27 protein-coding genes are annotated in these 25439 nt (G+C 71.4%); 12 read left to right on the forward strand and 15 right to left on the reverse strand.

Annotated elements, in window-relative coordinates:
* Positions 1-30: 30 nt before the first annotated feature.
* Both WD341_RS04790 and WD341_RS04795 read left to right on the forward strand, forming a co-directional pair.
* Positions 31-501 (forward strand): VOC family protein, encoded by a 471-nt coding sequence (locus tag WD341_RS04790; RefSeq protein WP_368424287.1) that lies wholly within the window; start codon positions 31-33, stop codon positions 499-501.
* The gene (locus WD341_RS04795) at positions 498-911 is read left to right on the forward strand and encodes a VOC family protein (protein ID WP_368424288.1); all 414 of its coding nucleotides are present in this window, start codon (positions 498-500) and stop codon (positions 909-911) included. Before WD341_RS04790 ends, WD341_RS04795 begins: the two co-directional genes overlap by 4 nt.
* Here WD341_RS04795 and WD341_RS04800 read toward each other — a convergent pair whose 3' ends face one another.
* Together WD341_RS04800 and WD341_RS04805 are read right to left on the reverse strand one after the other, a co-directional pair.
* Positions 912-1847 (reverse strand): extensin family protein, encoded by a 936-nt coding sequence (locus tag WD341_RS04800; protein WP_368424289.1) that lies wholly within the window; start codon positions 1845-1847, stop codon positions 912-914.
* The gene (locus WD341_RS04805; protein ID WP_368424290.1) at positions 1844-2947 is read right to left on the reverse strand and encodes a L,D-transpeptidase family protein; all 1104 of its coding nucleotides are present in this window, start codon (positions 2945-2947) and stop codon (positions 1844-1846) included. The genes WD341_RS04800 and WD341_RS04805 overlap by 4 nt, the downstream gene beginning before the upstream one ends.
* Before the next feature lie 175 nt (positions 2948-3122).
* Here WD341_RS04805 and bmt point away from each other — a divergent pair, with 175 nt between their 5' ends.
* Positions 3123-4139 (forward strand): betaine--homocysteine S-methyltransferase, encoded by a 1017-nt coding sequence (gene bmt / locus WD341_RS04810; RefSeq protein ID WP_368424291.1) that lies wholly within the window; start codon positions 3123-3125, stop codon positions 4137-4139.
* On the opposite strand, the gene WD341_RS04815 is transcribed toward bmt, so the two are convergent.
* The 4 genes from WD341_RS04815 to WD341_RS04830 all read right to left on the reverse strand — a co-directional run bounded on the left by WD341_RS04815 (position 4136) and on the right by WD341_RS04830 (position 8075).
* Positions 4136-4858, reverse strand: coding sequence for an HAD family hydrolase (locus WD341_RS04815; RefSeq protein WP_368424292.1), 723 nt, complete (start codon positions 4856-4858; stop codon positions 4136-4138). The two genes, bmt and WD341_RS04815, sit on opposite strands and share 4 nt — an antisense overlap.
* An 8-nt stretch (positions 4859-4866) precedes the next feature.
* Positions 4867-6111: a choline ABC transporter ATP-binding protein gene (choV, locus tag WD341_RS04820; protein WP_368424293.1), complete on the reverse strand. Its 1245-nt coding sequence runs from the start codon at positions 6109-6111 to the stop codon at positions 4867-4869.
* Position 6112: 1 nt separating this feature from the next.
* Positions 6113-6964 carry a choline ABC transporter permease subunit gene (choW, locus tag WD341_RS04825; protein ID WP_368424294.1) on the reverse strand — a complete coding sequence of 284 codons (852 nt, stop codon included), beginning with the start codon at positions 6962-6964 and terminating at the stop codon, positions 6113-6115.
* A gap of 151 nt (positions 6965-7115) precedes the next feature.
* On the reverse strand, positions 7116-8075 hold the full coding sequence (locus tag WD341_RS04830) for a choline ABC transporter substrate-binding protein (protein WP_368424295.1): 960 nt from the start codon (positions 8073-8075) through the stop codon (positions 7116-7118).
* 441 nt (positions 8076-8516) lie between these two features.
* Here WD341_RS04830 and betI point away from each other — a divergent pair, with 441 nt between their 5' ends.
* From betI to betA, 3 genes are all read left to right on the forward strand, one after another.
* The gene (gene betI / locus WD341_RS04835; protein WP_368424296.1) at positions 8517-9146 is read left to right on the forward strand and encodes a transcriptional regulator BetI; all 630 of its coding nucleotides are present in this window, start codon (positions 8517-8519) and stop codon (positions 9144-9146) included.
* A complete protein-coding gene (gene betB / locus WD341_RS04840; protein WP_368424297.1) occupies positions 9139-10599 on the forward strand; it encodes a betaine-aldehyde dehydrogenase in 1461 nt (486 codons plus the stop codon). Before betI ends, betB begins: the two co-directional genes overlap by 8 nt.
* Positions 10600-10792: 193 nt before the next feature.
* A complete protein-coding gene (gene betA, locus WD341_RS04845) occupies positions 10793-12463 on the forward strand; it encodes a choline dehydrogenase (RefSeq protein WP_368424298.1) in 1671 nt (556 codons plus the stop codon).
* Positions 12464-12493: 30 nt separating this feature from the next.
* Here betA and WD341_RS04850 read toward each other — a convergent pair whose 3' ends face one another.
* Positions 12494-13336: a MipA/OmpV family protein gene (locus tag WD341_RS04850; protein WP_368424299.1), complete on the reverse strand. Its 843-nt coding sequence runs from the start codon at positions 13334-13336 to the stop codon at positions 12494-12496.
* A 93-nt stretch (positions 13337-13429) separates the two neighbouring features.
* On the reverse strand, positions 13430-14275 hold the full coding sequence (locus WD341_RS04855; protein WP_368424300.1) for a MipA/OmpV family protein: 846 nt from the start codon (positions 14273-14275) through the stop codon (positions 13430-13432).
* Positions 14276-14367: 92 nt separating this feature from the next.
* On the opposite strand from WD341_RS04855, the gene WD341_RS04860 reads away from it, so the two are divergent.
* The gene (locus tag WD341_RS04860) at positions 14368-14682 is read left to right on the forward strand and encodes an RNHCP domain-containing protein (protein WP_368424301.1); all 315 of its coding nucleotides are present in this window, start codon (positions 14368-14370) and stop codon (positions 14680-14682) included.
* Positions 14683-14692: 10 nt separating this feature from the next.
* Here the strand turns inward: WD341_RS04860 and WD341_RS04865 are convergent, their stop codons facing one another.
* The 4 genes from WD341_RS04865 to WD341_RS04880 form a co-directional block, all read right to left on the reverse strand.
* Complete coding sequence (locus WD341_RS04865) at positions 14693-16006, reverse strand: TRAP transporter large permease subunit (protein WP_368424302.1); 1314 nt, start codon at positions 16004-16006, stop codon at positions 14693-14695.
* A 4-nt stretch (positions 16007-16010) separates the two neighbouring features.
* Entirely contained in the window at positions 16011-16616 is a 606-nt protein-coding gene (locus tag WD341_RS04870; protein ID WP_368424303.1) for a TRAP transporter small permease subunit, read from the reverse strand.
* Positions 16617-16718: 102 nt separating this feature from the next.
* Positions 16719-17789: a TRAP transporter substrate-binding protein DctP gene (gene dctP, locus WD341_RS04875; protein ID WP_368424304.1), complete on the reverse strand. Its 1071-nt coding sequence runs from the start codon at positions 17787-17789 to the stop codon at positions 16719-16721.
* An 87-nt stretch (positions 17790-17876) separates the two neighbouring features.
* Positions 17877-18179 carry a DUF6166 domain-containing protein gene (locus WD341_RS04880; RefSeq protein ID WP_368424305.1) on the reverse strand — a complete coding sequence of 101 codons (303 nt, stop codon included), beginning with the start codon at positions 18177-18179 and terminating at the stop codon, positions 17877-17879.
* Positions 18180-18512: 333 nt separating this feature from the next.
* Between WD341_RS04880 and WD341_RS04885 the strand changes: the two genes are divergently transcribed.
* Entirely contained in the window at positions 18513-19220 is a 708-nt protein-coding gene (locus tag WD341_RS04885; protein ID WP_368424306.1) for a GntR family transcriptional regulator, read from the forward strand.
* A gap of 10 nt (positions 19221-19230) precedes the next feature.
* On the opposite strand, the gene WD341_RS04890 is transcribed toward WD341_RS04885, so the two are convergent.
* Positions 19231-19419 carry a hypothetical protein gene (locus WD341_RS04890; protein ID WP_368424307.1) on the reverse strand — a complete coding sequence of 63 codons (189 nt, stop codon included), beginning with the start codon at positions 19417-19419 and terminating at the stop codon, positions 19231-19233.
* Positions 19420-19444: 25 nt separating this feature from the next.
* Positions 19445-19822, reverse strand: a complete 378-nt coding sequence (locus WD341_RS04895; protein ID WP_368424308.1) for a hypothetical protein — start codon at positions 19820-19822, stop codon at positions 19445-19447.
* Between the two features lie 138 nt (positions 19823-19960).
* Between WD341_RS04895 and panB the strand changes: the two genes are divergently transcribed.
* The 3 genes from panB (at position 19961) to WD341_RS04910 (ending at position 22622) form a co-directional block, all read left to right on the forward strand.
* Entirely contained in the window at positions 19961-20842 is an 882-nt protein-coding gene (panB, locus tag WD341_RS04900; RefSeq protein WP_368424309.1) for a 3-methyl-2-oxobutanoate hydroxymethyltransferase, read from the forward strand.
* A gap of 270 nt (positions 20843-21112) precedes the next feature.
* Positions 21113-21682, forward strand: coding sequence for an N-acetyltransferase family protein (locus tag WD341_RS04905; RefSeq protein WP_368424310.1), 570 nt, complete (start codon positions 21113-21115; stop codon positions 21680-21682).
* 136 nt (positions 21683-21818) lie between these two features.
* Entirely contained in the window at positions 21819-22622 is an 804-nt protein-coding gene (locus tag WD341_RS04910) for a hypothetical protein (RefSeq protein WP_368424311.1), read from the forward strand.
* A gap of 199 nt (positions 22623-22821) precedes the next feature.
* Here the strand turns inward: WD341_RS04910 and nhaC are convergent, their stop codons facing one another.
* Entirely contained in the window at positions 22822-24339 is a 1518-nt protein-coding gene (gene nhaC / locus WD341_RS04915; RefSeq protein WP_368424312.1) for a Na+/H+ antiporter NhaC, read from the reverse strand.
* A gap of 297 nt (positions 24340-24636) precedes the next feature.
* Here nhaC and WD341_RS04920 point away from each other — a divergent pair, with 297 nt between their 5' ends.
* Complete coding sequence (locus WD341_RS04920; RefSeq protein WP_368424313.1) at positions 24637-25257, forward strand: YdeI family protein; 621 nt, start codon at positions 24637-24639, stop codon at positions 25255-25257.
* The last annotated feature ends 182 nt before the right edge of the window (positions 25258-25439 follow it).

Genomic DNA, 25439 nt, shown 5'->3' on the forward strand with positions numbered 1-25439 from the left:
CGGATCGTGAACGACCGGGAGCCCGTCGCCATGGCACCGCTGATCCTGATCCAGGTCGAAGCCGAGGAGCTCGACACCGCGGCAGCCTTCTACGTCCGCGCCTTCGGGCTGGTCGTCGGCAGGCGTCTCGGGCCGGCGGTCGTCGAGCTGATCGGCGGCAGCGCGCCGATTCATCTACTCGCCCGCGACCCCGTCCCCGGGGAAGGCGGGCGGCTGAGGCCGCCGGTCCAGGTCGACCTCGTGGTCGAGGACCTCGAGACGGCGCGCGCGCGGGCGGCCCAGGCCGGGGCTCGGCTGGAGGGTCAGGTCCGCGACCACGACTGGGGCAGCATCGCGCAGCTCACCGATCCCTTCGGCAACCGGGTGTGCCTGCTGCAGTTCCGTCGCGGCGGTCTGGCCGAAGCACCCTCGGCGGCCTGGAATCCGGGGCCGATTGCGACCGCGGCGCAGGCGGCGGCCGTCCATCGGAAGCTCGGACATCGGGAGGCGCCGGGGCCATGACGGCGAGCGTGCTGATCAACATCGACGTCGACGATATCGACCGGGCCGAGTCCTTCTACGGCCGCGCCTTCGGCCTCACCGTCGGGCGCCGGCTCGGGCCCGAGGTCGTCGAGCTGCTCGGGGCCGACGCGCCGCTCTACCTGCTCGCCAAGCCGGCCGGCACGGCGGCGGCGGCCGGACCGGGCGGGACGCGGCGCGACTACCGGCGACACTGGACGCCGGTGCACCTGGACTTCCTCGTCGAGGACCTGGAGCCGGCCCTGCAGCGCGCCCGCGACGCCGGCGCCGAGCTCGAGGGCGAGATCCGCGAGCACAGCTGGGGCCGCATCGCCCAGATCGCCGATCCCTTCGGCCACGGCATCTGCCTGCTGCAGTTCCAGGGCCGCGGCTACGACGAGATCGCCGGGTAGCTACTCGCACATCCGGTAGCCGCCGGAGCGGCGCTTGACGTCCAGGTGCAGGTGGTCGTCGTGGGCGGCGTTGGTGGTCGGGCCGATGACGGTGGTGAAGTAGGCGCAGGCGCCGCCGCGGATCGCCGCCTGGAAGGCGCGCTGCGGCGCTGCGCTGTCCGGCCGCGGCGCGATCAGCATGACGCTGCCGTCGGCGAAGCGCAGGCCCATGACGTCGAGCGCGTTGGCGAAGGCGTGCTCGCTGGGCGTGGCGCTGCCGTCACGGCCCCGGCAGTGATAGCTGGTCGAGGCCAGCAGGCTTTCGACGGCGGTGCCGAGGTGCAGCACCGCCGAGGGCGCCACCACCCCGCCAATCCAGCGCGCCACCGCCAGCGCCGCCTCGCAGCGCAGCAGCACCTCGGGGCCCTCGAGGGCGATGCCGCCGGGCAGCGCCGTGACCGCCAGCGGCCGCTCGGCACCGCAGCCGTTCTCCTCGATCGGCTCGGCCAGGGTGAAGACGGCGCCCAGGCGGCGCAGCTCCGCCTCGCAGTCCAGGGTTTCGGCGAGCTCGAAGGCCGGCCGCTCCTCCGCCATGGCCTCGTCGAGCGGCGGCGACTCGTGCTCGTCCGCGACCGGCCCTTCCGGCGCCGCCAGCGGCGGGTGCTCGGGTTCCTCCACCGCTTCCGCCGCCTCGGCTGCGACCGGCGCGGCGTCCTCGGGAGCCGCCGCCTCGGCGACCGTCGCCTCGGCAGCCGGCGCCAGCCGCCTGTCCTTCGGCGGCGAGGCCTGCAGCGGCGCGTCCGGGTCGGACCAGTCGGCGACCGGGTCGGGTCCGCCCAGCTCGGGCGGACGCAGCGGCGGCAGCGGCAGCGTCTCGCCGGCGACCGGCGCGCCGCCGAGGCCGACCAGGAGGCCGATGAGCGCGCTCGCCCGCAGCAGGCGGCCGGGACCTGTCACTGCGCCGCGGCCTCCTCGGAGCTTCCGGTTGCCGAGGCCGGGTCATCCGGCGCCTCGCCGGCCTCGAGGAAGACGACCTTCGTGCCCTCGCGGACCAGATGGGCCAGCTCGCGCGCGTCCCAGTTGGTCAGGCGCACGCAGCCCTGGACCGGTTCCCTGTCGAGCGCGGCCGGTTCGGCGGTGCCGTGGAGGCCGCAGCCCTCCAGGGTCAGGTCGATCCAGGCGCTGCCGACCGGCCCGTTGGGGCCGGGCGGAACGTGCAGCTTCTCGTCGCCGGAGCTGGAGACGTGGGTATAGGCGGGGTCGAGGGCGACGGTGCGGACCTTGTGGCTGCCCCGGGGCGCCGGCGCCGCCGGGCTGCCGACGCTCGCCGGGTAGGCGGCGACCAGGGCGCCCTCGCCGTCGAAGGCGCGGACCCGCCCGGCGGCGCCGTCGATCTCCAGGCTCTCGACCCCAGGCTCGGCCAGCGGCTCGCCGGGATCGGCGACGACCACCACGGTGCCGGCTTCGGCGAAGTCCTTGCCGGGGTTGAGCTCGACCAGCAACTCCTCGGCCATGTGGAAGCGCTCGGCGAGCATCTCCAGCGGGCCGGTGTAGGCCACGCTCTTGAGCTTCGAGAGCGCCCCGACGTCTTCCGGCACGCTCTCCAGGTACGGACCGGCGACGTCGGCCTCCGTGATCTCGTAGTCGACCAGGGCGGGCCGGATGCTCTCGGCAGCCAGCGTCGCCCAGACGTCCTCGTCGACCAGGCCGTCCGGCTTCAGGCTCTCGGCGAACTCCAGTGCCCGGACCGCCTCTGTCACCTTGTCGCCCGGCAGGCCGTCGATGACGCCGACCGAAAAGCTGCGGCGGTCGAGCAGGACCTGCAGCTTGACCAGGAGGGCGCGCCCGATCGACTTCGACTCGACGGTGGCGCCCTCGGCCGTCCGGACGGTTTTCGCAAAGGTAGCGTCGTTGACCGCCTGGCCGGTGAGCGGGAGGCCTTCCGATGCCGCGGCGCTGCCGAGGAGGGCGACGCAGAAAGCGACCGCGAGCGCCGACGGCAGGACGGCGAGACGGCGCCCTGCGAGCCGGCGCGTGGCGGTGGGTCCTGCGGGCATCAGCCGGTTCCTCTGCGGGAGCTGTGGCGGAGCTTCAGCAACGGTCGGCTGCGGCAAAGCGTTCCCGGGGCGACCGCTTGCCGGCGGGGCGCGGCGGCGTGCGGCGCTTGACGCTCCCGGCGGCGCGTGCGAGGACGCGGCCCTGCCGCACCCTCGTCTCGCCGGGACCCAAGCCGTGTCCGACCTGCTGACCAAGCTGCTCGCCGAGCGCCCCTGGCTGATCGCCGACGGCGCCACCGGCACCAACTTCTTCGCCATGGGCCTGCAGCACGGCGACGCGCCCGAGTTGTGGAACCTGGAGCAGCCCGAGAAGGTGCGCGCCCACTACCGCGGCTTCCTCGAGGCGGGCAGCGACCTGGTGCTGACGAACAGCTTCGGCGGCACCGCGAACCGCCTGCGCCTGCATGGCGCCCAGGACCGGGTGCATGAGATCAACGAGGCCGCGGCGCGGCTGCTGGCCGAGGAAATCGCCGCCTGCGGCCGCCCCGTCGTCTGCGCCGGCTCGGTCGGCCCGACCGGCGACCTGCTGGAGCCCCTTGGGCCGCTGACCTACGACCAGGCCGTGGCCGCCTTCCGGGCCCAGTGCGAGGGCCTGAAGGCCGGCGGCGCCGACCTCGCCTGGATCGAGACCATGTCCTCGCCCGAGGAGCTCAAGGCGGCGATCCAGGGCGCCACCGAGGCCGGCCTGCCGGTCACCTGCACCCTGTCCTTCGACACCCACGGCCGCACCATGATGGGCGTGACCCCGGCCGAGCTCGCCGGCCTCGCTCACGACAGCGCGCCGCGGCCGCTGGCCTTCGGCGGCAACTGCGGCACGGGCGCCGCCGAGCTGGTCGCCGCCCTGGTCCAGATGCGCCAGGCGACCGGCCCCGGCGACGTCGTCATCGCCAAGGCCAACTGCGGCATTCCCGAGTTCGTCGAGGGCGAGGTCGTCTACAACGGCACGCCGGAGCTGATGGCGCGCTACGCCGTGCTGGCGCGCGACAGCGGCGCGCGGATCATCGGCGGCTGCTGCGGTACCACGCCGGAACACATCCGTGCCATGCGCGAGGCCCTCGAGACGACGCCGCCGGGCGAGCCGCCGACGATCGAGTCGGTGATCGCGGCACTCGGCAGCGTCTCGGCCGGCGGCCAGGGCCAGGGCCCGGGCGCGAGCGCCGGCCACCGCACGGGCCGACGGCGGCGCGGCTAGGCCACGCGAGCCTGCCAGGCCTCCAGGGCTGCTTCCAGGCTCTCGATCGACTCGAGCACCAGCTGGGCCTGGGGGGCCAGCACCTGGGCGGTGCTGCTGCCCGTCAGCACGCCGATCACCAGCCCGGCCCCGGCGGCGCGGCCCATCTCGAGGTCGTGCAGGTTGTCGCCGACGACGCAGACGCTCTCGGCCGCAAGCCCGGTCGCCGCGCAGAAGGCACGGACCATGCCCGGGCTCGGCTTGTGGCCGTGGCCGCTGTCATAGCCGGCGACGAAGGCCAGGTGCTCCTCCAGGCCGAAGCGGGCGACGGTGGCCAGGGTCGCCGCCGCGCTGTCGTTGGAGGTCACCGCCAGGGTCAGGCCGCGGGCGCGCAGCCGCGCGAAGAGCGCCGCCAGGTCGGTGACCGGTGCGGCGTTGGCGACGCCCTGCTCCAGGAACACCCGGTCGAGCAGCGGCACCAGCTCCTCGATCCGGCGGTGCGGCAGCTCGGGCAGCCAGGCGAGGGCGATCTCCCGGGTGTCCCCGGCGGCGATCAGCGAGCCCGGCTCGACCCGGTCGGTCTCGGGATCGTGGCCGGAAAGGGCGAGCAGGCGATCGGCCACGGCCTGGCTGCCGCCGGCCGCCGCCAGGGCCGCCGCGCGGTTCACCGGCAGCCAGGTCCGGTAGTAGTCGAACAGCGTGCCGTCCTTGTCGAAGACGATGGCGCGAATGGCTGGCATGGGACTCCTCAGGCGGCGGTGCCGTCCGCCGGCACGCGGGATTCGGGCTCGTGGGACGATTGCCGCAGGATGCCGCGGTAGATCTCCTCGTCGCCGCACAGGCCGACGGCGCGGCCCTGCTCGGTCAGGATGACGGGGTGGCCGGTCGCCTGGCGCAGCTCGATGGCGGCGCGCATCGAGAGCTCGACGGGCGCGACCACGAAGGCGCCCTCGGGCAGGTCGGCGATCCTGCCCTCGCCCGCGTAGGCCACCAGCTCGCCCGGGCGGCCGTCGCCGGTCACCCGGCTCGGCCGTCCCTCCGCGTCGAGCGCCAGGCGCAGGCGACCGGCGCGGTCGAGCAGCAGCTCCTCGCCGTCGCAGGCGAGCTCCTCGACCGGCGTCATCAGCGAGCCGCCGCGCAGCACCCGCAAGGGGTTCATGTGGGCGACGAACTCGGCGACGTAGTCGTTGGCGGGGTTGAGCACGATGTCCTCGGGCGTGCCGACCTGGATGATCCGGCCGCCCTCCATGATGGCGATGCGGTTGCCCAGCTTCATCGCCTCGTCGAGGTCGTGGCTGACGAAGAGGATGGTCTTGTGCAGGGAGCGCTGCAGCTCCAGCAGGTCGTCCTGCAGCTTGTCGCGGATCAGCGGGTCGAGCGCCGAGAAGGGCTCGTCCATGAGCAGGATGTCGGCGTCGGTGGCGAAGGCGCGGGCCAGGCCAACGCGCTGCTGCATGCCGCCCGAGAGCTCGTGGGCGTACTTGCCGCCCCACTCGCCGAGGCCGACCAGCTCGAGCTTCTCGGCGACGATGCGGTCGCGCTCGGCCTTGGGCAGGCCGCGCAGCTCGAGCCCGAAGCCGACGTTCTCGGCGACCGTGCGCCAGGGCAGCAGGGCGAACTGCTGGAAGACCATGGCGATGCGCTCGGTGCGCAGCTGGCGCAGGGTCGCGGGGCTGCAGGCGGCGACGTCGACCTGGTCGCCGCGATGGCGCACCAGGACGCGGCCGCGGGTCACGGCGTTAAGGCCGTTGACGGCGCGCAGCAGCGTCGACTTGCCCGAGCCCGACAGGCCCATGAGCACGCAGATCTCGCCCGGCTCGATGGCCAGCGAGGCGTCGGCGACGCCGATCACCTGGCCGGTCGCCTCGTTGATCTCCGAGCGGGTCTTGCCGGCGTCGAGCAGCGGCAGGGCGCTCGCCGGCGCCTCGCCGAAGACGATGTCGACCTTCTCGAAGGTGACGGCGGCGCCGCCGCCGGTGCCTTCGTCCGTCATGTCAGCGGCCTCCCTTGCCGCGCGGCCGCTGCCGGACGACGCGGTCGAGGATGATCGCCAGCACGACGATCGCGAGGCCGGCCTCGAAGCCGCGGCCAATGTCGACCGTGTTGAGCGCGCGCACCACCGGCTTGCCGAGCCCGTCGGCGCCGACCAGGGCGGCGATCACGACCATCGAGAGCGACAGCATGATGCACTGGGTCAGGCCGGCCATGATGGTCGGCAGGGCGTGCGGCAGCTCGACCTTCCAGAGCAGCTGGCTGCGGGTCGCGCCGAAGGCCTGGCCGGCCTCGACCAGCGGCTTGGGCACCGAGGCGATGCCGAGCTGGGTGAGGCGGATCGGCGCCGGGATCGCGAAGATCACCGTCGAGATCAGGCCCGGCACGACGCCGAGGCCGAACAGGATCAGGGTCGGGATCAGGTAGACGAAGGTCGGGATCGTCTGCATCAGGTCGAGGACCGGGCGCAGCAGGGTGAACAGCCAGGGACGGTGCGCCGCGGCGATGCCGAGCGGCACGCCGATCGTCATGCACAGCGAGGTCGCCCAGATCACCAGGGCCAAGGTCTCGACCGTGGCCTCCCAGTAGCCGAGGTTGAGCACCAGCAGCAGCGACAGCAGGCTGCCCAGGGTCAGCACCCAGGAGCGCTGCATGAACCAGGCGAAGGCCGCGATCGCCGCGATCAGCGCCAGCGGCGGGAACCACAGCAGCAGGTCGACGAGGCCGTCGATCAGGAAGCCGAAGACGTCGGAGATCAGGTTGAAGAAGCCGGCCGCGTAGGCGTTGATGAAGTCGACGAACTGCCGCATCCAGGCGCCGAGCGGGATGCGATAGGCGGTGATCCACTCTTCCATGGTCTGGGCCCCCCGGTCGCTGTTCTGCGTTGCTCGGAGCCGAACCACCCCTCACCCGCCTCGCCTAGGCTTGGCACCCACTCCCCCGAGGCGAGAGGGCGGGGCCCACGCGGGAGCGAGGGAGGGTGAGGGGACGGTTCCGCGCCGTCGGCTACAGGCCGAGCGCGCTCCTGACCGCGGGCAGGCCGGGCTCTCCCTCGACCGTGGTGACACCTTCGAGCCAGCCGTCCAGCACGTCGGAGTTCTCCTTCAGCCAGGCTTCGGCCGCCGCTTCGGGCTGCCTGTTGTCGTCCAGGATGCTGGCCATGATCTCGTTCTCCATCGCCAGGGAGAACTTCAGGTTCCCCAGCAGCGCACCGACGTTGGCGCACTCCTCGAGGTAACCCTTGCGGACGTTGGTGTAGACCGTGGCGCCGCCGTAGTCGGCGCCGAACCAGTCGTCGCCGCCCGACAGATAGACCAGGTCGAAGTTGGCGTTCATGGGGTGCGGCTCCCAGCCCAGGAAGACCACGTCCTCGCCGCGGCTCTTGGCGCGCGCGACCTGGGACAGCATGCCCTGCTCGGAGGACTCCACCACGTCGAAGCCCTTCAGGCCGAAGGCGTCCTGCTCGATCATGTCGAGGATCAGGCGGTTGCCGTCGTTGCCGGGCTCGATGCCGTAGATCTTGCCGTCGAGCGCGTCCCTCATGCCGGCGATGTCCTCGAAGGAGGTCAGGCCCTTGTCGGCGGTGCTCTTGAGGGTCGCCAGGGTGTACTTGGCGCCCTCCAGGTTGGCGCCGACGACCTCGACCGAGCCGTCCTCGCGGAAGGGCGCGATGTCGGCCTCCATGGTCGGCATCCAGTTGCCGAGGAAGACGTCGATGTCGCCGTTCTTGAGCGACTGGTAGGTCACCGGCACCGACAGCACCTCGGTCTCGGTCTCGTAGCCGAGCCCCTGCAGGACCACCGAGGCGGTGGCCGTGGTCGCCGTGATGTCGGTCCAGCCGACGTCGGAAAAGATCACCGTGCGGCAGCTATCGGGCACGGCCGCCTGGGCGGGGCCGGTAGCGGCGAGCGCCGCGGCGAGCGTGGCGGTCAGGGCCGCCGCGGAGAGCGTGATGGCGAAACGCATGTCTTCTTGCCTCCCGTTCTTGTCTGAACTGAAACGGAGGCCGGCCCGGCAGGTCTCGCGCCGTTCCCCTGGCGCGCCGGACGGCCCGCCCCGGCCGATCCTGGAACTGCTCAATCGGGACCACTATCGTCCCCGCCGGGGCAAAAATCGAGGCCGAAGCCTAACCGGTTTTTGATTGAACGTTCAATAAAAAATACGAGGCGCGAAGGCACCGGCCTTGACCGGCCCTCGATAAGCCTCGCAGAAGGGCGACCGGTCGCCGACGCCTGTCGAACCACGCAAGTGCCGTGGCGGCGACGCGAGCGGGCCTACGCCCGCGCTCCCCCGGGCGTCATGGGGGACGTCATGGTTCGACAGGTCCGCGGCATAGCGCTCCCGCCCATTGATTTTGATTGAACATTCAATCAAATTCAATGCCCACACCCACTGGGGAGAACCGCCTTGCCGAAGGTCGGCATGGAGACGCTGCGCCGGCATCAGCTGATCGAGGCGACGATCGACACGATTCACGAGGTCGGCTTCGCCAGCGCCAGCCTGCAGTCGATCGCGCGGCGCGCCGGCGTCTCACCCGGCCTGGTCGCGCACTATTTCCGCGACAAGGAGGGCCTGCTCGAGGCGACCCTGCGCCAGCTCGCCGGCGACCTCGGGCGCGGCGCCGCCAGGCGGTTGGCGACGGCGGCGAGCCCCTACGAGCGGCTGCTGGCGGTCGTCGAGGCGAACCTGGAGCCGGCGCAGTTCGACCGGCGCATCGCCACGGTCTGGCTGGCCTTCTGGGGCCAGGTGCTGCATTCGCCCCGGCTGCGCCGCGTGCAGATGGTCTACGAGAAGCGCCTGGCCAGCAACCTGCGCCACGCCTTCCGCCAGATCGTGCCGGCGCCGGAAGCGGCGCGCCTGGCCGCCGCGACGGCGGCGCTGATCGACGGTCTGTGGCTGCGCGCGACGCTCTCGGTCGAGCCGTCCGATCCCGACGAGGCGCGCGCCACGATGCGCCGCTTCCTCCACGACAACCTGCCGGCCGAGGCCCTGCAGGCCGGCCGGCCGACACGACAGAGGAGCAAGAGCCATGGCTAGGTACGGCAGGATCAGCCCCTGGATCGGCGGGCGTTTCCAGCCGACCGCCGGCGCGACCTTCGAGACCCGCGATCCGGCACGAGGCGAGCTGCTCGCCGAGGTCGAGATCGCCGAGGCGGCGACGGTCGAGGCGGCGGTCGAGGCCGCAGCGGCCGGCTTCCGCCTCTGGTCGCGAATGACCGGCACCGAGCGCGGCCGCGTCCTCAAGCGCGCCGCCGAGATCCTGCGCGCGCGCAACCAGGAGCTCTCCGAGATCGAGACCCGCGACACCGGCAAGCCGATCCAGGAGACCCTGGTCGCCGACGCCGCCTCCGGCGCCGACTGCCTGGAGTACTACGGCGGCCTCGCCGGCTCCCTGTCCGGCGAGCACATCGACCTGGGGAGCGCCTTCGCCTACACGCGGCGCGAGCCGCTCGGCATCTGCGCCGGCATCGGCGCCTGGAACTACCCGATCCAGATCGCCTGCTGGAAGTCGGCGCCGGCGCTCGCCTGCGGCAACGCGATGATCTTCAAGCCGGCCGAGCTGACGCCGCTGAGCGCGGTCAAGCTGGCCGAGATCTACCGGGAAGCGGGCCTGCCCGACGGCGTCTTCAACGTCGTCCAGGGCTTCGCCGAGACCGGCCGCCTGCTGACCCGCCACACGGGCATCGCCAAGGTGTCGCTGACCGGAGAAGTCGGCACCGGGCGCAAGGTCATGGCCGACGCCGCCGGCAGCCTGAAGCACGTGACCCTGGAGCTCGGCGGCAAGTCGCCGATCCTGGTCTTCGAGGACGCCGACCTCGACCGCGCCGTCTCCGGGGCGATGCTCGGCAACTTCTTCTCGGCCGGCGAGGTCTGCTCCAACGGCACCCGCGTCTTCGTGCAGGAGAGCGTGCGCGAGGCCTTCCTGGAGAAGCTGGTCGCGCGGACCCGGGCCATGCGCATCGGCGACCCGCTCGACCCCGAGACCCAGGTCGGCGCGCTGATCTCCGAGGACCACATGAACAAGGTCCTGGGCTACATCGAAAAGGGCAAAGCCGAGGGCGCCACCGCGCTGGTCGGCGGCGGCCGGGTCACGGAGGGCGCCTGCGCCGGGGGCTGGTTCGTCGCCCCGACCGTGTTCGACGGCTGCACCGACGCCATGACCATCGTGCGCGAGGAGATCTTCGGCCCGGTCATGACCGTGCTCTCCTTCGCCGAGGAAGCCGAGGCGGTCGCACGCGCCAACGACACGCCCTTCGGCCTCTCGGCCGGCGTCTTCACGCGGGACCTGGCGCGCGCCCACCGCACGGTCGCGGCCCTGGAAGCCGGCACGTGCTGGATCAACACCTACAACATCACGCCCGTCGAGATGCCCTTCGGCGGCGTCAAGCAGTCGGGCATCGGGCGCGAGAACGGCAAGGCGGCGATCGAGCACTACTCCCAGCTCAAGTCGGTCTACGTCGAGCTCGGCGAGGTCGAGTCGCCCTACTGAGGGCGGTGGGTCCGCGCTTCCGCGCTTGCATGGTTCGCCCTTCGACAAGCTCAGGGTGAAGGGCTCACCATGAAGCGCGACCAGAAGCCTGCGACGGCCCCACCGTCGCTTCATGGTGAGCCTGTCGAACCATGAAGCGCGACGCGCCGGCCAGAGCGGACGGCCGCGCAAGAGGGACGAAACAGGAGGGCGCATGAGCGACAAGATCCACGACTACGTCATCGTCGGCGCCGGCTCGGCCGGCTGCGTGCTGGCGGCGCGGCTGACCGAGGACCCGACGGTCAGCGTGCTGCTGCTCGAGGCCGGCGGCCAGGACCGCGGCCCGATGAGCTGGCAGATTCACATGCCGCTGGCCTTCGCCGAGCCGCTCAAGGGCACGCGCTACAACTGGGGCTTCCACTCCGAGCCCGAACCGCACATGGACGGACGGCGCATCTACCAGCCGCGCGGCAAGGTGCTGGGCGGCTCCTCCTCGATCAACGGCCTCGCCTACGTCCGCGGCCACGCCCGCGACTACGACCGCTGGGCGCAGGCCGGGCTTTCCGGCTGGTCCTACGCCGACTGCCTGCCTTACTTCCGGCGCGCCCAGACGCACCAGCTGGGCGCCGACGAGTACCGCGGCGATTCGGGCCCCCTGAAGGTCACCGCCGGCGACGTCGAGGCGCCGCTCTCGAAGGCCTGGCTCGAGGCCGGGCGCCAGGCCGGCTACGCCGTCACCGAGGACATGAACGGCTACCGCCAGGAAGGCATCGGCCGCATGGACCAGACCAGCTGGAAGGGCGAGCGCTGGTCGGCCGCCAAGGGCTACCTGCGCCCGGCCATGGCGCGACCGAACCTGACGGTGGTGACCCGCGCGCAGAGCCGGCGCGTGGTCTTCGAGGGCCGCCGCGCGGTCGGCGTGGACTACCGGGCGGGCGGGCGCGACCGGCACGCGCGGGCCGGCCGCGAGGTGATCCTGTCGGGCGGCGCGATCGGCTCGCCGCACCTGCTGCTGCTCTCGGGCGTCGGCCCGGCCGAGCAACTGCGCCAGCTCGGCATCGAGGTCGTGGCCGACCGGCCCGGCGTCGGCGAGAACCTGCAGGATCACCTGGAGATCTACGTCCAGTACGCCTCCCAGCAGCCGATCACGCTCTACCCGGCGCTCAAGCCCTGGAACAAGCTGCGCATCGGCCTGGAATGGATGTTGCTGCGCCGCGGCCACGGCGCCTCGAACAAGTTCGAGGTCGGCGGCTTCATCCGCTCGCGCGCCGGCATCGAGCACCCGAACCTGCAGTATCACTTCCTGCCGATCGCGATCTCCTACGACGGCTCGGCGCCGGCCGCCGGCCACGGCTTCCAGGCCCACGTCGGCCCGATGCGCCCGACCAGCCGCGGCCGGCTGTGGCTGGCCAGCGCCGACTGGCGCCAGGCCCCGGCCTTCGTCTTCAACTATAACCAGAGCGAAAGCGACCGCCAGGAGATGCGCGAGGCGGTGCGCCTGACCCGCGAGATCTTCCACCAGCAGGCCTTCGAGGGCCTGCGCGGCGAGGAGCTGGCGCCGGGCCCCCAGGCCGAGAGCGATGCCGAGATCGACGCCTTCGTGCGCTCCCACGGCGAGAGCGCCTACCACCCTTCCTGCACCTGCAGCATGGGCCCCGAGGGCGACTCCCAGGCGGTGGTCGACGGCGCCGGCCGCGTCCACGGCCTGGAGGGCCTGCGGGTCGTCGACGCCTCGATCATGCCCTCGATCCCCTCGGGCAACCTCAACGCGCCGACCATCATGCTGGCCGAGAAGCTGGCCGACGCGATCGCCGGCAAGCCGGCCCTGCCCCGCTCGGAGGCACCGGTCTGGATCCATCCGAACTGGGAGACCGAGCAGCGCTGAAGACGGCCCCCGGCGGGAGCGGCCTTGCGCTCAGAACCGCCAGGTCGTGCTAAGGGAGCCGATGAACTGGTCGGCGGAGCCGGCCTCCTCGACCAACGGGCTGTCGGCCGCGTCCTCGAGCAGGCGCTTGTAGATCACGGTCGGCCCCAGGCTCCAGCTCGGCGACAGCGAGTAGGACAGCGACGCCCGCAGGCTCGCGTCCTTGAGCCCGCCGGAGGGGTCGTAGGCGCGCAGGCCGCTGGCCGCAGCACCCGCCGAGGAGACGCCGAAATAGGTGTCCTGGTAGTTCTCGCTGGCGTAGGTGAGGCTCGTGCCGAGGGTGAGGCCCAGCGGCCGCGCCAGGACGAAGCCGCTCGACAGGGAGCCGGAGATCAGGAAGCCGTCGTGGGCGCCGCTGATGTCCCGGCTGTAGGAGAGGATCGCCGAGAAGCGCTCCCGCGGGTCCTCGCCGAGCGGCAGGCTGAAGCCGAGGAAGGCACCCAGCTCGATCGCGCCGTCGACGTCCGGCAGAGCGTCGACCCGCCCGTCGTCGACATCGTCGCGGCCGAAGCGATAGCCGACCAGCGGGCCGCCCAGCAGCTCGGCCTGGGGCAGCAGGTCCAGGTAGAGGGCCGGACCCTGGGAGAAGGCACCGTAGCCACGCCAGTTGACCCGGAAACCCGGGGCCGGCAGGACCTGATAGTCGTTGGAGCCCTCGTAGTCCGGGCCCGCGCCGACGCCGAGGGTGAGCGATCCCGTGACGGCGTCGGGATCCCGCTCGGCCTCTTGCGCCGCGGCCGGCGCGGCTGCGAGCGCCAGCAGGCCCGACGCCAGGAGGGTTGCAGCCGAGCGGATCGCCGCCCGACGCCTCGCCGCGCTGCCTGCATCACGCACGTGGGTAACCTCCTGGTTTCGAGAGCCGCCTGAGCGTCTACGCGCGGGTGCGCCGCCTGGATCTGTCCCGCGCTCTGCCGGGCGGGCCGAATCTCAGAAGCGCCAAGTCGTGCTGACGAAGCCGATGAACTGGTCGGCGGAGCCGGCCTCCTCGACCACCGGGCCGTCGGCGGCATCGCCGAGCAGGCGCTTGTAGATGAGGGTCGGGCCCAGGCTCCAGGTCTCGGAGAGATAGAGATCGAGCGTGGCGCGCAGGCTGGCGTCGCGGAAGCCGGCGCCGGCGTCGTGCTGCGCCAGGCCGCTGCTCGCCGCTCCGCCCGCGCCGATGCCGAAGTAGGTCTGCTGGTAGTCCTCGCTGGCCCAGGTCGTCGAGCCGCCGAGCGTGAGCGCCAGCGGCCGCAGCAGCACGAAGGTCGCGGAGACATCACCGGTCGCCAGCCAGCCGCCGTGGGCACCGCTGACGTCGTGCAGGAAGCTGACCGACGGCACGACCAGTTCGCGCGGGTCGTCGCCGATCGGCAGCCGGGCGCCGAAGAAGAGGCCGAGCTCGACGGCGTCGTCGACGTCCGGCAGGGCGTCGACTCTGCCGTCGTCGACCTCGTCCCGGCCGAAGCGGTAGTTGAAGACGGGGCCGGCCATCAGCCGGTCGTCGGGCAGCAGGTCAAGCTGCGCCCGGCTCCCGTAGCTGTAGAAGCCGAAGCCCCGCCATTCCAGGCGGCTCATCGCCACCGGGATCACCTCGTAGTCGTCCGAGCCTTCGTAGTCGGGCTGGAGGCCGACGCCCAGCGTCAGCGAGCCGCGCCAGCCCTGGTTCTCGCCGTGGCCGCCCGCCGCGGTTCCGCCGTCGGCAGACGGTTCGCCCGACTGCGCCAGCGCCACCGCGCCGGCCGCGAAGAAGGCCGTCGCCGCGGCCACCGCCAGGATCGCCTCTCGAATCATCCCTTCCCCCTCGTCGGCCGCGATGCCATCGCGATAGTCTACCCGCGAACCGGGCCAAGGATGAAAATCGTCGAGGCCGAGCGGAGTTCCGGATGGCCAAGCGTTTCCAGCGTCGTGTCGAGGATTTCCTGTGCGAGCGCTGCGGTCGCGCGGTCGCCGGCGACGGCTTCACCAACCACTGCCCGGCCTGCCTGTGGAGCAAGCACGTCGACGACCGCCCGGGCGACCGCGCCGCCGCCTGTGGCGGGCTGATGGCGCCGGTCGCCGTCGAGAGCACCCGCGACGGCCAGATCCTGACCCACCGCTGCCGGCGCTGCGGCCACGAGAAGCGCAACCGCGCGGCGGCGGACGACGACTTCGCCGCGCTCCTGGCCATCGCCCGGGCCCGCGCGGAGCGGCGCGACTAGGCGTCCCGCGCTACTTGAAGCCGAGCAGCTGGTCGGGCAGCCAAGTCACCAGCTCAGGGAAGATCATCACGACCGCCAGCACGACGACCTGCAGCAGAATGAAGGGGATCACGCCCCGGTACATCTGCTGCAGGGTCATCTCCGGCGGCGCGATGCCGCGCAGGTAGAAGATCGCCGGCGCCATCGGCGGCGTCAGGTAGCTGGTCTGGATCATGATCAGAATCAGCATCGAGAACCACAGGGGATCGAAGCCGGCCGCGTTCACGAAGGGCATGAACAGCGGCACGAAGATCAGCAGGATCGAGATCCATTCCAGGAAGAAGCCGGCGATGAAGACCAGGCCGAGGAACAGGAAGATCATGCCCCAGGGGCCGAGGTTCACGGCCTCCAGCAGGTCCCGCATCACCGCCATGCCGCCGGTCGCCGCGAAGACGCCGGTGAAGAGGCTGCCGGCCAGCAGGATCAGCATGATCATGGAGGTGATGGTCAGGGTCTTGAGCAGCGCCTCCCAGAACAGCCCGAAGGTGAAACGGCGGTACAGCAGGGTCAGGAGGATCGAGCCGAGGGCGCCGAGCGCCGCCGCCTCGGTCGGCGCCGCGATGCCGGCCATGATCGAGCCGAGCACGGCGACGATCATCAGCGCCGGCGGCAGCAGCGCCTTGACCGTGATCAGCAGCTTCTCGGCCAGCGGCGGGTCGTCCTCGCCAGCGGGCATGCGTGGCCCGGCCTCCTTGTCGATCAGGCAGTAGATCAGGATGTAGGCGATGTAGAGCCCCGAGAGGATCAGGCCCGGGAAGATCATGCCGACCATCAGGTCGCCGATCGAGACGTCGGCGATCGGTCCCAGCACCACGACCACGACCGAGGGCGGGATGATCGTGCCCAGCGAGCCGCCGGCGCAGATCGTGCCGCTGATCAGGCTGTTGCGGTACTTGAAGCGCATCATCGGCGGGATCGCCAGCAGGCCGACCACCGTCTCGGTCGCCCCGATGACGCCGGTCGAGGCGGCGAAGATGATGCACATGACGACAGTGCCGACGGCGAGGCCTCCGGGCAGCCTGCGGGTCCAGAGATGGACCGCCGAGAACAGCGACTCGGCGATGCCCGAGCGCTCCAGCATCGCGCCCATGAAGACGAAGAGCGGCACCGCCGCCAGGACGAAGTTGCTGGCGACCTCCTCGACCTTCTGGGTGAACTGGAAGAAGGCGGCCATGTCGAACATCATCACGCCGAAGACGAAGGCGACCGACATCAGCGCGAAGGCGACCGGAAATCCCAGGAAGATCAGCAGGAACAGCACCGGGAACATGACGAGGGCGTCCATCGCCTCAGCCCTCCTGCCGGCGTCGCAGCGGGTCGACGGTGACCGCGGGCGCCAGCTCCTCGGAAAGCCCGCCGGGCAGTTGCTGGCCCGGGCCGTCGTCGTCGAGGTCGAGCGGCCGCCCGAGCAGCAGGGCGGCGCTCTTGATGATCTCGGCGACGACCTGCAGCGCGAGCAGCGCGAAGCTGCAGGCGATGACGGCGCGCAGCGGCCAGATCGGCGGGTTCCAGGCCGACTGCCCGGTCCGCTCGCCGCTGGCGAGGGAGCGCAGGGCGTAGTCGCTGAGCGCGTCGGTCAGCAGCACCAGGAACGGCAGGAAGAAGCCGACGTAGAGCACCAGGTCGATGACCGCGCGCCGGCGCGGCGACAGTCGCGCGTAGATCAGGTCGATGCGAATGTGGGTACCGCGCTTCAGGGTGTAGGCCGCGCCGAGCAGGAAGTGCGCCCCGGTCAGGCTGTAGCCGAGCTCGAAGGCCCAGATCGTGGGCTCGAGCAGGACGTAGCGGGCGAAGACGTCGTAGACGGTCGCCAGCGCGAGCGGCAGCACGATCAGCGCGGTCACGTAGCCGACGCCGGAGGTGACGCGCTCGATGGCCTTGACGAGCGAACGCATGAAGGAACGGGCTCCCCTGGGACGGGCGGGATACTGGGGACGGGCAGGATAGCAGAAGGGCGGCGGAGCCTGGCTCCGCCGCCCTTGCCGGCTGTCGGCGCGCTACTCGGCGCGCTGGACGTTGCGGTAGCGGCTGGCGTCCTTCCAGAGGTCCTCGAAGGCCAGCTGGCTCTCCAGCACCCGGGCGAACCACTCGTTGCCCTCGGCCTGCTTCTCGGCCCACTTGATGCCCATCTCGTGCGCCTTGTACTGGACCTCCGGCGCGAGCTCGATGATCTCGTTGCCTTCCTCGCGGTAGAAGGCCAGCGCCTTGGCGTCCTCCTGCCCGATGGTCAGCCAGGAGTTCATCGTGGTCACGAAGGCGGCCTGGCGGACGATCGCCTGGTCCTCCTCGGACAGCTCGTCCCAGACCTTCGGGTTGATGACCAGCTCGAAGGGCGCCGTCGGCTGGTGGACGCCGGGGATGATCACGTACTTGGTGACCCGGTGGAAGCCCGGGGAGATGTCCTCCCACAGGGTGCCCCACTCGGTCGCGTCGATGGTGCCGCGCTCGAGCGCCGTGTAGACCTCGCCGCCCGGCGTGGTCACCGGTGCCGCGCCCATGTCGCGGGCCATCTCCAGCCAGGCGCCGGCGGTGCGCAGCTTCAGGCCCTTCAGGTCCTCCAGCGTCTTCACCGGCTTGCGCGAGTGCAGGAAGACCTCGGCGGTGCGGATGAACAGCGGCATGGCGACCAGCTGGAACTGCTCGCGGCGCCACTCCTCCCAGAGCTCGACGCCGCCGCCCCGGTACAGCCAGTGCAGCATGCGCTCGGTGTCGAAGCTGCCGGCATAGCCGCCGAACAGCACCGTGGTCGGGTCGGCGCCCCAGTCGTAGCCGGGCCAGGTGTGGCCCATGTCGGCGATGCCCTGCTGCACGGTCTCGGAGACCTTCAGCGCCGGGCCGAGCGTGCCGCCCGGGAAGACCTCGACCGCCAGGCGGCCGCCCGACATCGTCTCGAGGTTGTCGGCGAAGGCCTGGGCGCCGATCTCCATCAGCGGCCCGCCGGACCAGCCGGTGGCCATGCGGAACGTCTTCTCGGCCGCCGCGGCGTCGCCGCCGGGCAGGGCCGCCGCCGCGGCGAAGGCCGCCGCGAGCGCGAGGCCCTTCAGGCCCCTCTTGCTGTCGTGCAACATCGCTACCTCCCTAGTTGTTCTGATTCTCTTGGTCGACCCGTCTCCCTGGCCGGCGGCGCCCCTGGGCACCCCCGGTTCCGCCGCCGCTCACCGCGGCGCCGGCATTTCCTCCAGCGCCGCCTCGATGTCGGCGTCGGTCATCTCCCACTCGTTGCCGAAGTTGGCGACGACGGCGCGCATGAAGGCCTCGTAGCCGGCCTTGGCCCTGGCGTCGTCGCCCCAGTGGTCGGCGAGCAGCGCCAGCGCGAGCTGGGCCGGCTCGGGGCCCTCGTAGCCCCACTCGAAGCCGTTGCGCGACAGCAGCAGCAGGTCGGTGCGCTGGTCGAGCGGCCTGCCGTCGACCGTCACGGCCAGGCCGTCGATGGTCCGGTCGCCCTGATAGGTCTTCATCTCCGCAAGGTCCCCGACTCTCCCCGTCTCCGCCGCCCGCTTCAGGCGCCCGCTCTGCGCACCCCGCCCGGGCACCCCACTGGGCACCCCTCTGGGCACCCCTGGCCAACTCGTTCGTGACCAGTCGTGTACCAGTGATATATTTTTGACATTCTAAGGCCGGCGCGTCACGCGGAAAAGCACCGGCGGGCCGGGCGAACGCGCAAGAATGTTTCGTGCGCTGCCCCGGCCCGGCCGCGGCACTGGCTCGGCGCGAGCGACCTGTTGTATCGAGGATGCCGGGCAAGCCCTTGCCGGACAGGGGCGCCCGCCACCAGAGGGACGAGAGGCGGCATGGCCGAAAGCAGCTTGTCGGATCCGGTCGAGGAGCGCCCCGAGGTCGGCGGCAGCCTGACCGACCGCGCCTACCGGCAGCTCGAGGAGATGATCGTCACGCTGCGCCTGGCGCCGGGCGAGGTGCTGTCGGAGGCGACGCTCAGCAAGCAGCTCGGCATCGGCCGCACGCCGATCCGCGAGGCGCTGCAGCGGCTCGCCCGCGAGGGCCTGGTGGTGATCCTGCCGCGCCGCGGCATCCTGGTCGCCGAGATCAACGTGCGCAGCCAGCTCGAGCTGCTGAAGGTGCGCCGCGAGCTCGAGCGCCTGATGTCCCGGCTCTGCGCGCTGCGCGGCAGCAAGGCCGAGAAGCGCGCCTTCGCCGAGCTGGCCGACGCCATGGAGGCGGCCGGCGCGGCCGACGACGACGTCGCCTTCATGCGCCAGGACCGCCAGCTCAACAGCATGATCTCCCAGTGCTGCCGCAACGAGTACGCGCTCAAGTCCATGGGCCTGACCCACGGCCTGTCGCGCCGCTTCTGGTACCAGCACTACCGGCAGGTCCTGGACCTGCCGCTCTGCGCGCGCCTGCACGCCGGCCAGGCCCGCGCCATCGCCCAGGGCGATGCCCAGGCGGCGGCCGAGGCCTCGGACCGCCTGATCGACTACATGGAGACCTTCACCCGGGCGACCCTCGACGCCGAGGAGCCGAATCAGGTCCGCGGCTGAAGAGGGAGCGCTACCGCTCGCCCTTCTGCTTGTCGCCCTTGGTCTCGGGGAAGACCCAGAGCGCGAAGACCATGAACAGGCCGAGGCCGACGGCGACCCAGGCCGGGCCCTGGTGGCCGAGGCCGTGCTGCCACCAGCCGACGTAGGCGGCGACCGCGAGCACGACGAGCGAGAGGATCAGCTTGATGTGGGTCGGCATGGGCGAACTCCTCTTGTCGGCCGCCTCAGGAGGCGGCCTGGTTGAGCAGCAGGGCCAGCGCGCCGCCGGCCGCCAGGACCAGCAGCAGCCCGGCGAGGCCGTCGCGCAGCTGGCGCGGCAGCAGCTGGAACAGCAGCGGCCCGAACAGCAGCCCGAGGCCGCCCGCGATCACCGCCGGCGCCACCGCCAGCCGCTCGACCGCCAGGCGCAGGGCCGCGGCGCCGAGCAGCAGCGCCGCCAGGCCGGCGAGCAGCAGCAGGCCGCCGCCGAGCAGGCCGCGCTGGGCCGCCGGCCGCGTCGCCAGCGGCAGGAAGCCGCCGAGCAGGACGACCGCCGCCGCCAGCACCGCCGCCGCCAGGGCGAGGAGCCCGGCCGCCGCGAAGTCGATCGTCTGCAGGCTCACGCGCCGTCTCCCCGAGAGGCTGCCGGGCCGGCGCCGCCCGGTCGACCCTGGCCGACCGGCGCTTGACCGGCCGCGGCGGCCCGCTTAAGCAGGATTGATATATCAGTGACGCATCAGAACGCACAAGGGAGGCGAGCCGTGGCCCAGGACGAGACCAGCAGCGAAAAGCAGAAGCGCACCATCACCGAGATCCGCGAATCCAAGCGGACCGGCGAGAAGATGGTCTACACCTCGGTGCCCGACTACACCTCGGCGCGCTGGGCCGAGCTGGCCGGCGTCGACGTCTGCGTCGTCGGCGACAGCCTGGCGATGGTCGCCCACGGCCACAAGAGCACGATCCCGGCGACCATGGACATGATGGTGCTGCACGCCCACGCCGTGCGCCGCGGCGCGCCCAACACCTTCGTGCTCGGCTGCATGCCCTACCAGAGCTACAACACCGTCGAGCGGGCGCTGGCCAACGCCACGCGCTTCATGCAGGAGGCCGATTGCGACGCGGTCAAGCCGCAGGGCGGGCGCAGCCAGGCCCACATCCTGAAGGCCCTGGTCGACGCCGGCATCCCGACCGCCTCCCACATCGGCCTGACGCCCCACACCATCGCGATGTTCGGCGGCTTCAAGATCCAGGGCCGCACGCCTGAGGCGGCGATGAAGATCCTGGAGGACGCTCTCGCGATCCAGGACGCCGGCTGCTTCATGCTGGAGTTCGAGGCCGTGCCGGCGCCGATCGCGCGCCTCATCTCCGAGCAGCTCGAGATCCCGACCATCGGCATCGGCGCCGGCGTCGGCACCGACGGCCAGATCCTGCTGAGCTACGACCTGCTCGGCGTCTTCACCGACTTCAAGCCGAAGTTCACCAAGCGCTACGCCAACCTGACCGAGGTCGCGGTCGGCGGCCTCAAGGACTACGTCCGCGAGGTCAAGGAAGGCCGCTTCCCCGACGACGACCACAGCTACGGCGTCAAGGAGGGCGTGCTGGAGGAATTCCAAACGTTGATCGAGAAGCGCCGGCAGGTGTGAGGCGGCGGGGGGTTGCGGGGGCGGCGCTCCCACGCCCCTCGACAAGCTCGGGACGAAGCGAATTATGAAGTGAACTCAAAAATTGGCTTCGTCCCGAGCTTGTCGAGGGGCGTGGGCGCCCCAAGCCGCAGCGCCCGCGCCGAAGAGCCCTTGCCGCGGCGACTCGCCGGCCCATCTGCTAGGCTGGATCCGGTGGTCCAAAGGGGTCGGTTCGAATCCCGGGAAGGGAGAGAAGCGCGCTGATTTCGGGGCGGAGCCCCGGAGGAACCGATGCGCGTCTACCGCAAGCTGCTGCCTTTCGAGACCTCGCGGCTCGAGCACCATCTGCTGAGACTGGACGACGACGACCGCGCCTGGCGCTTCTCGGGCGGCGTCGGCGAGGCCTTCATCGTGAGCCACTGCCGGCGCATCGACGGCCTGCAGGCGGTCGTCATCGGCTGCTTCGAGGACGGCGTGCTGCGCGGCGCGGCGGAGCTCTGGCTCGACCGCTCGCCGGCGGCGCGCGCCGAGCTGGCGGTCACCGTCGAGCGCGCCTGGCAGGACCAGGGCATCGGCAGCGACCTGCTGCGCCGCGCCCTGGTGCTGGCGCGCAACCGCTCGGCCCGCTCGCTCTGCATGCTCTGCCTGCTCGACAATCGCCGCATGCAGCACATCGCGCGCAAGTTCGAGGGCAGCCTCAGCCTGCTCGACGGCCAGGCCGAGGCCGACATCCTGGTGCCCTACCCGACCCAGGGCTCGCTCTGGGAGGAGGCCTTCGCCGACGGCCTCGGCCTCTTCGGCAGCCTGTGGGACGGCTTCGCCCTCCAGCCGCCGCCCCGCGAGCCGGCCGCCCGTCTCTAGGGAATACCCCCGGGAGAAACCTCCCTGCGCGAGACACCCGTTTGACAGGCACCCGCCCCTGATCTATCTTTGATATATCAGATGGAGCGCTAAGGGTGCCAGAGCCCCCGCGCGCGCAGGAGAGAGAGGTTCGCCCATGGAACTCGTCCAGTCCCCGATGACCGAGCGCCAGCGCGGCTACCGCGAGCAGTACCGCACGCGCATCGCCGGCTGGTACAACGGCTGGCTCCATGTCGCGGTGATCTACGCGATCGGCGCCGCCGCCCTCTACATCTACATCGCGAACATCGGCGCCGTCGCCTGGTGGGAGTGGCTGACGATCCCGGTCGTCCTGCTGGCGTGCAACTTCTTCGAGTGGTTCCTGCACCGCCACGTCATGCACCGGCCGCTGCGCTTCCCGGGCATGCGCGCGATCTACACGCGCCACACCCTGATGCACCACCAGTTCTTCACCGACAGCGAGATGCGCTTCGCCGACTCCCACGACTGGCGCGTCACCTTCTTCCCGCCCTACGCCCTGGTGACCTTCATCCTGATGTCGATCCCGGGCGCGCTCTTCCTGGGCTGGCTGATCTCGCCCAACGTCGGCTGGCTGGTCATGTGCACCACGACCTCGATGTACCTGATCTACGAGTTCATGCACTTCTGCTGCCACGTCGAGGAGAACCTCTTCGTGCGCTGGTGCCCGCTGGTCAACACCCTGCGCCGGCACCACACCGCCCATCACGACCAGTCGCTGATGATGGAGCGCAACATGAACCTGACCTTCCCGATCGCCGACTGGGCGATGGGCACCTCGGACCTGGACCGCGGCCTGCTCGGCACGCTGTTCAACGGCTACGGCACCAAGCACGTGCGCAAGGACATGCGCCGGACCTCGCGCACGCCGGGCCGCAAGAGCGAGGCCGCCGCCGGTGGCACCGCGGGCGCCACCGCCTGAGGCGCGGGCGAGCTTTTTCGACGAGGGGGCGAGGCCGGGGGTCTCGCCCCTTTTTCGTTGCGGGCGGAAGCCCCCCACCTCACCCCGCCCCTCTCCCCCCCAAGGGGGCGGAGAGGGAGTCTAACGTCGGGGGCCTCTCCCTTAGCGTCCCCTCTCCGCCCCTTTGGGGGGGAGAGGGTCAGGGAGAGGTGGGGGTGCCTCAGCCGGTCGTGGCGGGCCGGATCAGCCCCTCCTCGACCGGCGGGTGGCCGTGGGCGCTGAGGTCGGTGACGGCCTCGCCGCTCTCCTTCCAGCCCTCGATCTCCTCGGCGGTGGCGCGTGGCGAGAAGATGCCGAGCCAGGCGTAGGCGATGCCCAGCACCGGCGCGATCCAGCAGGCGAAGGCCAGCGGGATGTAGAGCAGGTTCTCGAAGCTGCCGCTGGCGACGCCCAGGCCGAGGGCGGCGATGACGAAGGCGCCGCCGGCGTTCCAGGGAATCAGCGGCGACATCAGGGTGCCGCCCTCCTCGACCGCGCGCGACAGGTTCAGGGTCGAGTAGCCCGTGCCGCGGTAGACCGGCGAGTACATGCGCCCGGGCAGCGCGATCGAGAGGTAGGGGTCGCCGGCGACCAGGTTGGTCGCCGTGGCGGTGCCGATCGCCGCGGTCTGGATGCCGGCGAAGCTGCGCACCCGGGTCAGGATCCGGTTGATGATGGTCTCCAGGCAGCCGGTGCGCTCCAGCGCGCCGCCGAAGCCCAGCGCGATCAGCACCAGCGAGATGGTCCACATCATCGACTGGATGCCGCCGCGGTTGAGCAGGCTGTCGATCTCGGCGACGCCGGTCTCGATGCTGTAGCCGCTGTTGGAGTAGGTGAAGACGTCGTGCAGGCCGACGCCCTGGGCGGCCATGGCGGTGACGCCGCCGGCGACGACGCCGGCGAAGAGCGAGGGGATCGGCGGCATCCGCATGACCGCCAGCGCGATCACCAGCAGCGCCGGCAGCAGCAGCACCGGCGAGATCAGGAAGTTCTCCTGCAGCGCCGTGGTGATGCCCTCGATGCGCGCGAAGGAGGCGCCGCCCGGCTCGATCACCAGGAAGCCCGCGACCGTGTAGACGGCCAGCGCGATCAGCATGGCCGGCACCGTCGTCGGCATCATGTTCCTGATGTGGGCGAAGAGGTTGGTGCCGGTGACCGCGGGCGCCAGGTTGGTGGTGTCCGACAGCGGCGAGATCTTGTCGCCGAAGAAGGCGCCCGAGACCACCGCCCCGGCGGTCCAGTACATCGGGATGCCGAAGCCCGCGCCGATGCCCATCAGCGCCAGGCCGACCGTGCCGACCGTGCCCCAGGAGGTGCCGAGCGACAGCGAGACGATCGAGCAGAGGATCATGGCCGCCGCCAGGAAGATCTCCGGCGAGAGGATGACCAGGCCGTAGTAGATCAGCGTCGGCACCGTGCCGCTGGCGATCCAGACGCCGATGATCATGCCGACCGTGATCAGCACCGAGACCGAGGGCAGCGAGACGTGGATGACGTGGAACACGCCCTTCTCGATGTCGCTCCAGGTCAGGCCGAGCTTCAGCCCGACCAGACCGGTGATCGCGAGGCCGATGGCCAGCGGCACATGCGGCGTGAAGTCGCCGAAGTAGAAGAGCTGGATGCCGAGAACGAGCAGGGTCAGCAGCACCGGCGTCAGCGCCAGCGGCAGACTCGGCAAGACCTTGTCCGGGGTAGCCATGGTTTCCTCCCATCTGTTTTTCATGCAGTCGAAACGCGCACTTTCTTTTGGGGAAGGCTACCAGCAAGGGTGCTGGACATGGCCCTGTAATGGGAGAAATTTCAGCCCGATCGGCGGCCGGAAGCCTTCCTATCCGGCAATCTTCCTGCCTAGAAGGCCGCGTGCCAGTCTGTCGGGCCACCCGCAGGGCCACCCGCGCGGCGGGAAGGCCGGGGCTCGACCGGCCGGGGTGCCCTGGGCGACCATGCCGACCGAGGTCACCACCCCTGGGCTCCCTCTTCGCTGCCGAGGCTCTCCATGATCGAGGATATCGAGGACTTCTTCGCCAAGGGCTGCGGGCGCTGCGAGCGCTTCGCCACGCCCGATTGCTCGACCCGCCAGTGGGCGCCGGGCCTGGCCGAGCTGCGCCGCCTGTGCCGGTCCGCGGGGCTGGAGGAGACGGTGAAGTGGGGCCATCCCTGCTACCGGCACGCGGGGCGCAACATCGCGATCCTCGGCGCCTTCCGCGGCGACTTCCGCCTCTCCTTCTTCGACGCGGCCCTGATGACCGACCCCGAGGGCCTGCTCGAACGGCAGGGCCCGAACGCCCGCCACCCCGACATGCTCCGCTTCACCGACGACGGCCAGGTCGCGGCGCGCGAGGCGGTCATCCTGTCCTACCTGCGCGAGGCCATGGGCTATGCCGAGCGGGGCCTGAAGCCGCCCAAGGAGACGGAGGTCCTCGAGCTGCCCGAGGAACTGCTCGAGGCGCTGGACGCCGATCCCGAGCTGGCCGAGGCCTTCCACGGCCTGACCCCGGGGCGGCAGAAGAGCTACGTCATCAACCTCAGGGGGGCGAAGAAGCCCGAGACCCGGACGGCGCGCATCGCCAGGTTCCGCGAGAAGATCATCGCCGGCAAGGGCGCGATGGAGCGGTGAGTCGGCGGGTGTGGGGCGCGGCCAAGGCCCCCACCTCACCCCGCCCCTCTCCCCCCAAGGGGGCGGAGAGGGAGTCGAACGGCGGGGGGCGCGCCACAAGCCGCCCCGCGCGCCCCTGGAGAGTGAGCGGCGCGCGCCACCCCTGGCGTCCTCTCCGCCCCCTCCCCGAGCGTCCCCTCTCC

This window comes from Tistlia sp., assembly GCF_040905785.1.
Taxonomy (GTDB): domain Bacteria; phylum Pseudomonadota; class Alphaproteobacteria; order Kiloniellales; family DSM-21159; genus Tistlia.

Coding starts and splice junctions, on each gene's coding strand:
- WD341_RS04790 (WP_368424287.1), top strand. CDS start 31: ATGGCACCGCTGATCCTGATCCAGGTCGAAGCCGAGGAGCTCGACACC.
- WD341_RS04795 (WP_368424288.1), top strand. CDS start 498: ATGACGGCGAGCGTGCTGATCAACATCGACGTCGACGATATCGACCGG.
- WD341_RS04805 (WP_368424290.1), bottom strand. CDS start 2,947: ATGCCCGCAGGACCCACCGCCACGCGCCGGCTCGCAGGGCGCCGTCTC.
- WD341_RS04815 (WP_368424292.1), bottom strand. CDS start 4,858: ATGCCAGCCATTCGCGCCATCGTCTTCGACAAGGACGGCACGCTGTTC.
- choV (WP_368424293.1), bottom strand. CDS start 6,111: ATGACGGACGAAGGCACCGGCGGCGGCGCCGCCGTCACCTTCGAGAAG.
- choW (WP_368424294.1), bottom strand. CDS start 6,964: ATGGAAGAGTGGATCACCGCCTATCGCATCCCGCTCGGCGCCTGGATG.
- WD341_RS04830 (WP_368424295.1), bottom strand. CDS start 8,075: ATGCGTTTCGCCATCACGCTCTCCGCGGCGGCCCTGACCGCCACGCTC.
- betB (WP_368424297.1), top strand. CDS start 9,139: ATGGCTAGGTACGGCAGGATCAGCCCCTGGATCGGCGGGCGTTTCCAG.
- betA (WP_368424298.1), top strand. CDS start 10,793: ATGAGCGACAAGATCCACGACTACGTCATCGTCGGCGCCGGCTCGGCC.
- WD341_RS04855 (WP_368424300.1), bottom strand. CDS start 14,275: ATGATTCGAGAGGCGATCCTGGCGGTGGCCGCGGCGACGGCCTTCTTC.
- WD341_RS04860 (WP_368424301.1), top strand. CDS start 14,368: ATGGCCAAGCGTTTCCAGCGTCGTGTCGAGGATTTCCTGTGCGAGCGC.
- WD341_RS04865 (WP_368424302.1), bottom strand. CDS start 16,006: ATGGACGCCCTCGTCATGTTCCCGGTGCTGTTCCTGCTGATCTTCCTG.
- WD341_RS04870 (WP_368424303.1), bottom strand. CDS start 16,616: ATGCGTTCGCTCGTCAAGGCCATCGAGCGCGTCACCTCCGGCGTCGGC.
- dctP (WP_368424304.1), bottom strand. CDS start 17,789: ATGTTGCACGACAGCAAGAGGGGCCTGAAGGGCCTCGCGCTCGCGGCG.
- WD341_RS04880 (WP_368424305.1), bottom strand. CDS start 18,179: ATGAAGACCTATCAGGGCGACCGGACCATCGACGGCCTGGCCGTGACG.
- WD341_RS04885 (WP_368424306.1), top strand. CDS start 18,513: ATGGCCGAAAGCAGCTTGTCGGATCCGGTCGAGGAGCGCCCCGAGGTC.
- WD341_RS04890 (WP_368424307.1), bottom strand. CDS start 19,419: ATGCCGACCCACATCAAGCTGATCCTCTCGCTCGTCGTGCTCGCGGTC.
- WD341_RS04905 (WP_368424310.1), top strand. CDS start 21,113: ATGCGCGTCTACCGCAAGCTGCTGCCTTTCGAGACCTCGCGGCTCGAG.
- WD341_RS04910 (WP_368424311.1), top strand. CDS start 21,819: ATGGAACTCGTCCAGTCCCCGATGACCGAGCGCCAGCGCGGCTACCGC.
- nhaC (WP_368424312.1), bottom strand. CDS start 24,339: ATGGCTACCCCGGACAAGGTCTTGCCGAGTCTGCCGCTGGCGCTGACG.
- WD341_RS04920 (WP_368424313.1), top strand. CDS start 24,637: ATGATCGAGGATATCGAGGACTTCTTCGCCAAGGGCTGCGGGCGCTGC.